The 6,497-nt window shown below is 60.4% G+C and carries 6 protein-coding genes; 5 read left to right on the top strand and 1 reads right to left on the bottom strand.

Features of this window, described 5'->3' with window-relative positions; translation table 11 throughout:
- The first annotated feature begins 130 nt into the window (after window positions 1–130).
- Complete coding sequence (locus LD28_RS0111270; protein WP_033137065.1) at window positions 131–1,630, top strand: alanine/glycine:cation symporter family protein; 1,500 nt, start codon at window positions 131–133, stop codon at window positions 1,628–1,630.
- A gap of 70 nt (window positions 1,631–1,700) precedes the next feature.
- Here LD28_RS0111270 and LD28_RS0111265 read toward each other — a convergent pair whose 3' ends face one another.
- Window positions 1,701–2,507 (bottom strand): crotonase/enoyl-CoA hydratase family protein, encoded by an 807-nt coding sequence (locus tag LD28_RS0111265; RefSeq protein ID WP_033137064.1) that lies wholly within the window; start codon window positions 2,505–2,507, stop codon window positions 1,701–1,703.
- 167 nt (window positions 2,508–2,674) lie between these two features.
- On the opposite strand from LD28_RS0111265, the gene LD28_RS0111260 reads away from it, so the two are divergent.
- The 4 genes from LD28_RS0111260 to LD28_RS0111245 all read left to right on the top strand — a co-directional run.
- A complete protein-coding gene (locus tag LD28_RS0111260; RefSeq protein WP_033137063.1) occupies window positions 2,675–4,462 on the top strand; it encodes a putative nucleotidyltransferase substrate binding domain-containing protein in 1,788 nt (595 codons plus the stop codon).
- A gap of 2 nt (window positions 4,463–4,464) precedes the next feature.
- On the top strand, window positions 4,465–5,091 hold the full coding sequence (locus LD28_RS0111255; RefSeq protein ID WP_033137062.1) for a 3'-5' exonuclease: 627 nt from the start codon (window positions 4,465–4,467) through the stop codon (window positions 5,089–5,091).
- A gap of 105 nt (window positions 5,092–5,196) precedes the next feature.
- On the top strand, window positions 5,197–5,508 hold the full coding sequence (locus tag LD28_RS0111250) for a DUF485 domain-containing protein (protein ID WP_033137061.1): 312 nt from the start codon (window positions 5,197–5,199) through the stop codon (window positions 5,506–5,508).
- An 11-nt stretch (window positions 5,509–5,519) separates the two neighbouring features.
- A partial coding sequence (locus tag LD28_RS0111245) for a sodium:solute symporter family transporter (RefSeq protein ID WP_033137060.1) occupies window positions 5,520–6,497 on the top strand: 978 nt, incomplete at its 3' end.

Below are 6,497 nucleotides of genomic sequence, written 5' to 3'. Positions count from 1 at the left end.
GCTTAACCCCTCAACCTCGCGCTCATTTGTTAACCGGATTGTTAACAGACAGGGCCGAAAACAGTGACAGAGAGCGAGGCCAAGATCTCGCCAAAAGAGCGCCACAAACACAACAAAGGAGTTGTTGTACATGAATGAAATCGTCAATGCCATCAATGGTGTAATCTGGAGCCCTGCGCTCATCTACCTGTGTCTGGGGGTCGGTCTCTACTTCTCCCTGCGCACCCGCTTTTTGCAACTGCGTCATATGAAAGAGATGGTGCGCCTGATGTTCGATGGCAAGAGCACCGATGCCGGTGTCTCCTCCTTCCAGGCGCTGGCCATGACCCTGGCCGGTCGCGTGGGTACCGGTAACATCGCAGGTGTGGCCACCGCCATCACCTTCGGTGGCCCAGGTGCCCTGTTCTGGATGTGGATGGTCGCCTTCCTCGGCGCCAGCTCCGCCTTCGTAGAGTCCACCCTGGGTCAGGTTTACAAAGAGAAGATCAACGGCGAATACCGCGGCGGCCCGGCCTTCTACATCGAGAAAGGGCTCGGCATGAAGTGGTACGCCTGGACCTTCGCCATCGCCACCATCTTCGCCTGCGGCGTGCTGCTGCCTGGTGTGCAGGCCAACTCCATCGGTGCCAGCCTGCAGACCGCCTTTGATATCGATCCGAACGTCACTGCCGCCGGTCTGGCGCTGCTGCTCGGCTTCATCATCTTCGGTGGCGTCAAGCGTATCGCCAACTTCGCCAGTACCGTGGTGCCCTTTATGGCGCTGGGCTACATCATCGTGGCCTGCGTCATCATCGCCCTCAACATCTCTGCCCTGCCGGGCGTGCTGTTGCTGATCTGGAAGAGCGCCTTCGGTCTGGATGCCGGTTTCGGTGCCATTCTGGGTCTGGCCATCATGTGGGGGGTAAAACGCGGGGTCTACTCCAACGAAGCGGGTCAGGGTACCGGACCGCACGCCTCCTCTGCGGCCGCAGTGAGCCACCCGGCCAAGCAGGGTCTGGTACAGGCGTTCTCCGTCTATATCGACACCCTGTTCGTCTGCTCCGCCACCGGCTTTATGCTGCTGATCTCCGGCCTCTATAACGTGCAAGGGCCGGACGGTGCAGCCCTCTATACCGGTATCGCCGGTGTGGCAGCGGGTCCGGGCTATGTGCAGACCGCTATGGAGAGCATGATGCCGGGCTTTGGCAGCATGTTCGTGGCCGTCGCGCTGTTCTTCTTCGCGTTCACCACCATCGTTGCCTACTACTACATCGCCGAGACCAACATCGCCTACATCAACCGCAAGGTGAACCGTCCCTGGCTGACTTTTGTGCTCAAGCTGACCCTGATGGCTTCTACCGTCTACGGTACCGTCAAGACCGCCGAGCTGGCATGGGGCATGGGTGATATCGGGGTCGGCCTGATGGCCTGGCTCAACATCGTCGCCATCCTGCTGCTGCAAAAGACCGCCTTCACCTGTCTGAAGGATTATGAAGCGCAGCAGGCACAAGGTATTGACCCCGTATTCCACCCGGAAAAACTCGGTATCAAAAATGCTGACTACTGGGCTGGCCACCGCTCCGAAGATAATCTGGAGCAGGAAAAAGCAGGTCATCCGTTTGAGCCGGATCAGGATCGCAAGATCTCCTGATGTAAACCGCTCAAATGCGCATAAAGAAATGGCAGCCTCGGCTGCCATTTCTTTTTCCTGTCACCTCATCTCAGAGCGCATTGCGACGCGGCCCGAATGGCAGACGCCAGCGAAACAGGCTGTTGAAGGTAGCCCGCCACTGATTGGGGCGTCCCAGGATCTGCTTTTGCAACCGGGTCTCTTCTTTGAGCATCGCCTCATCGCTGCGGGCCCAGGCTTGGCTGTAGAGCTGCTTGATCCCCGCCAGCGCATCCGGCGACTTGGTGATCAGGGTGCGGGCAAACTCCCGCGCTTCCACCAGCGGATCGGCGCAAACCCGGCTCACCATCCCGAGGGATTTCGCCTCGACGGCATCGAGCTCACGTCCGCTCATGGCCAGCTCCATAGCGGTATCCAGCCCCATCAGGTTGCGCATGGTGACACTGCCGCTCATGTCGGGAATGATGCCCCACTTGATCTCCATTACCGAAAAACGGCAATCGGGGGCGCTGAACCGAAAATCGGCCCCAAGCGCAATCTGCAGACCACCGCCAAAACAAACCCCCTGGGTGACCGCAATCACCGGCACCGGCAGTTGGTGCCAGCCATAGGCAACCCGCTGGGCCAGATTGGTCGCTTCGTCCGCCTCGCGCTTGAGAATATCGAGTGCCGCCACCGGTTGTCTCAGCATGGATTTCACATCCAGCCCGGCGCAGAAGGCCCGCCCCTCGCCGTGCAGGATCACCGCCCGCAGCCCCTTATGCTGGGCGAGCTGCGTCAGCGTCTCGTCAATGGCGCTGAACATGGCACGGTCCAGCGCATTGAGTTTATCCCCCCGCGTCAGCATCACTTCGGCAATCCCGTCGTGGATCTCGCACTTGATCCTTGGTTTTTCCATCTCCCTGTCCTCTCCTTGATCCGGGTTATTGACCTACTGGTCATACCACCACGTTATCAGAGTGTGAACATCCGGTACAGCTGAGACTAAAGTCGGCTGGTCGCCTCCCCCTCCCTTTGTCACACTGGGAGCTGCATGAGTGCCGCAAGCCAGCAGAGGACGCCGTCATGTCAACCCTGTTCAATTTTGCCAGACCACCGTTCGACCGACTGAATGAGGAGGCGCGCGAGCGGCTCTCCCGCCACCTCTCGCTCTGCTATTTTCGCGCTGGCGATATGCTGCTCAAGGAGGGGGACGAGCCCCCCGGTCTCTATCTCATCATCAAGGGGGCCGTGGAAGAGTCGGCCCCTCACCACCAGTTTGGTGATTACGGGGTTGATGACCTGTTCGATGTGCGCGCCCAGTTTGATGGCCGCTGCCGCCACCGCTTCACCGCACTGGAAGATAGCCTCTGCCAGCTCATCCCTCGCCACACTTTTCTAGCGCTTTGTGAGCAGGATCCGCAGTTTGCCAGCTACTTCACCGCCAATCTGGCCGAGCGGCAGCAACAGCAGGAACAACGCGAACAACTGGGCCAGAAGAATCTGGCGGAATTTATCCTGACCCGCATCGAACCCGGCCACCTGCAGGCACCGCTTATCGTCGACAGCAAGCTGTCACTGCTGGCGGCGACCGAAGCCATGGTGAGCAAGGGGACTGATTGCCTGCTCTACCCCGCTCATGACGGCTCCCTCACGCTGGCAACCCGCAAGACCTTGCTCCACGCCCTGACCCTCAAGGGATTGCCGCTGACGGCTCCCCTCTCGGTGCTGACCCCCACACCGCTTATTGGTCTGCCGCTGGAGAGCTATCTGTTTGATGCCCTGCTGCTGATGACCCGCCATCGCATCAAGCGACTGGTGATCTGGCAGGGCAACGAGGTGGCGGGGATCCTGCAGCTGACTCAGGTGCTGGGACTCTTCTCTACCCACTCCCACGTACTGACGTTGCGTATCGCCCGCGCCGACACTCTGCCCGCGCTGGAGGCGGTCGCCCGCGAACAGCAACAGCTGACCCGTTCGCTGTTTGCCCAGGGTATCCACACCGCCTTTTTGATGAAGCTCATCGCCACCATCAACGAGCAACTGATCGCCAAGGCCTTTGCGCTGGTGATCCAGCCCGAGGTGCAAGAGAAGGTCTGTCTGCTGATGCTGGGCTCGGAGGGGCGTGGCGAGCAGATCCTCAAAACCGATCAGGACAACGCCCTGATCCTGCCCGAAACGCTGGTATGGCCCACCCAAGCTGCCGACCTGGCAGCCTTCAGCGCCCTGCTGGAGCGCCTCGGCTATCCCCTCTGCCCCGGGCAGGTGATGGTGAACAATCCGGCCTGGGTAAAGGCGGGCAGCGAGTGGCAACGGGCCATTGCCAGCGCCTGCACCACGGCAAAAGAGGATGAGCTGCTCTGGCTCGCCACCCTGGCCGATGCCCACCCCATTGCGGGGGATCGCCAGCTGCATCTGCCGGTTGCCAGAGCGCTGCGCGAGCAGCTGGCCGACAGGCGGGATCTGCTGGCGGAGATGGTGCGACCGGCGGTGGCCTTTCATGCCCCGCTCACCCTGTTTGGCCGACTGGAGCAGCCACCGGAAGGACTGGATCTGAAGCGGGGCGGCCTGTTCCCGCTGGTTCATGGCATCCGCATGTTGGCCATTGAGGCGGGTATTCTGGAGACCTCGACCCTGGGTCGCATCGACGCACTGGTGGCCGCCGAGCGGCTCAGCGCCGACTATGGCAGCAATCTGGCGGAGGCGTTTCGGCTCTTTATCCGGCTGAGGCTGCGCAGCCAGCTCAAGGGGGGCAATAGCCGGGTGCAGACAAGCGAGCTCAGCCACAGCGAGCGGGATCTGTTGCGCCAGGCGCTGCATCAGGTGAAGAAATTCCAGCAGTGGCTCACCTTGCACTTTCGTCTGAGACAATAGCCATGTTGAGCCGCGTTCGACGCTACTGGTATGGCCGTGCGTTCCGAACTGGCAAGTTCGCGCCGCTCTTTGCCACCCCACCGAAAGATGAACGGATCGCCCTCGATTTCGAGACCACCAGTCTCGATCCCGAGCAGGCCGAGATCGTCTCCATCGGGGCGGTGCGCATTCAGGGTAACCGGCTGCTAACCGGCGAGGCCCTCGCCATCAAGGTGCAGCCACCGGCCAGCCTGACCGGCCAATCGGTGGTGATCCACGGTCTGCGCCATCAGGATCTGCAACAGGGGATGGAGCTGGAAGCCGCGCTGCGCCTGCTACTCGACTATATCGGCCCGCGCGAACTGGTGGGCTATCACATCGCCTACGATCTGCGTATTCTCAATCTCGCCAGCCAGAAATTGTGGGGGTTGACCCTGCCCCAGCGAGGGATCGAGGTGAGCCAGCTCTATCACGACCACCTCTATCGTCGCTATCCCGATGCGGCCATTGACCTGCACTTGAGCGCCATCTGCAGCCATCTTGAACTGCCTCCCCTGCCCGCCCACGATGCCCTTGCCGATGCCACCACGGCCGCGCTCATCTACCTGCGCCTTACCTGCGGCTCGCCGCTGGCTTATCCCAAAGTCTAATTGCCCACCAATAACATTTAATTCACATTTCGCTTACATGAGCAGGTCCCCTGCTCGTCGGGGTTACCCCATCCACCGCTGACACTCATGTCATGGAGAACTGCAATGGAACAGCAAAGCTACCTGAGGATCCAGCAAGATCCCAACTTCCAGGAGCTGGTCGCCAAACGCCAGCGTTTTGCCTGGGCCCTCTCGGCTCTGATGCTGGGACTCTACCTGGCCTTTATCATGCTTATCGCCTTTGATCCCGGCTGGCTCGGCACCCCGCTCAGCGAGGGCTCGACCATTACCCGCGGTATTCCAGTGGGCGTGGGGCTGATCATCGCCTCCTTTGTACTGACCGGCATCTATGTATTCCGTGCCAACGGCGAGTTTGACGAGCTGAACCAGAAGATCCTCAAGGGAGTGCGGTCATGAGAACAAAAAGCATGAAAGGCAAACTCTTGCTGCTGGCCTCACTGGCCTCTTCACCCCTGCTGGCCGCCGATGCGATAAGTGGCGAAGTTCATCGCCAACCTCTCAATATCTCTGCCATCCTGATGTTCGTGGTCTTTGTGGCCGCCACCCTGTTCATCACCTACTGGGCCTCCAAACGCAACCGCTCGGCCTCCGACTACTATGCGGCCGGTGGCCGCATCACCGGCTTCCAGAATGGCCTGGCTATCGCCGGTGACTACATGTCTGCTGCCTCCTTCCTCGGGATCTCCGCGTTGGTCTACACCTCCGGCTACGATGGTCTCATCTACTCCATCGGCTTTCTGGTGGGCTGGCCCATCATTCTGTTCCTGATCGCGGAGCGGCTGCGCAACCTTGGCAAATATACCTTCGCCGATGTCGCCTCCTACCGCCTCAAGCAGACGGAAGTGCGCACCCTCTCTGCCTGCGGCTCGCTGGTGGTGGTCGCCCTCTACCTGATCGCCCAGATGGTGGGGGCAGGCAAGCTGATCGAGCTGCTGTTCGGCCTGCAATATCACATTGCCGTGGTGCTGGTCGGTATCCTGATGGTGCTCTATGTGCTGTTCGGCGGCATGCTGGCCACCACCTGGGTGCAGATCATCAAGGCCGTGATGCTGCTCTCCGGTGCCAGCTTCATGGCCATCATGGTAATGAAATCGGTCAACTTCGACATCGGTGCCCTGTTCAGCGAAGCGGTCAAGGTGCACGAGAAAGGGATCGCCATCATGAGTCCGGGTGGTCTGGTTGCCGACCCCATCTCCGCCATCTCGCTCGGTCTGGCATTGATGTTCGGTACCGCCGGTCTGCCCCATATCCTGATGCGTTTCTTCACCGTGAGTGACGCCAAGGAAGCGCGCAAGAGCGTCTTCTTCGCCACCGGTTTTATCGGTTACTTCTACATCCTCACCTTCATCATCGGCTTTGGCGCCATCCTGCTGGTGAGCACTAAT

This window comes from Aeromonas finlandensis (assembly GCF_000764645.1).
Taxonomy (GTDB): domain Bacteria; phylum Pseudomonadota; class Gammaproteobacteria; order Enterobacterales; family Aeromonadaceae; genus Aeromonas; species Aeromonas finlandensis.
This window is presented reverse-complemented; position numbering and strand designations above follow the sequence as displayed.

Excerpts from the sequence above, each read along its gene's own strand:
- LD28_RS0111270 (WP_033137065.1), top strand. The coding sequence starts at position 131 with ATGAATGAAATCGTCAATGCCATCAATGGTGTAATCTGGAGCCCTGCG.
- LD28_RS0111265 (WP_033137064.1), bottom strand. The coding sequence starts at position 2,507 with ATGGAAAAACCAAGGATCAAGTGCGAGATCCACGACGGGATTGCCGAA.
- LD28_RS0111260 (WP_033137063.1), top strand. The coding sequence starts at position 2,675 with ATGTCAACCCTGTTCAATTTTGCCAGACCACCGTTCGACCGACTGAAT.
- LD28_RS0111255 (WP_033137062.1), top strand. The coding sequence starts at position 4,465 with ATGTTGAGCCGCGTTCGACGCTACTGGTATGGCCGTGCGTTCCGAACT.
- LD28_RS0111250 (WP_033137061.1), top strand. The coding sequence starts at position 5,197 with ATGGAACAGCAAAGCTACCTGAGGATCCAGCAAGATCCCAACTTCCAG.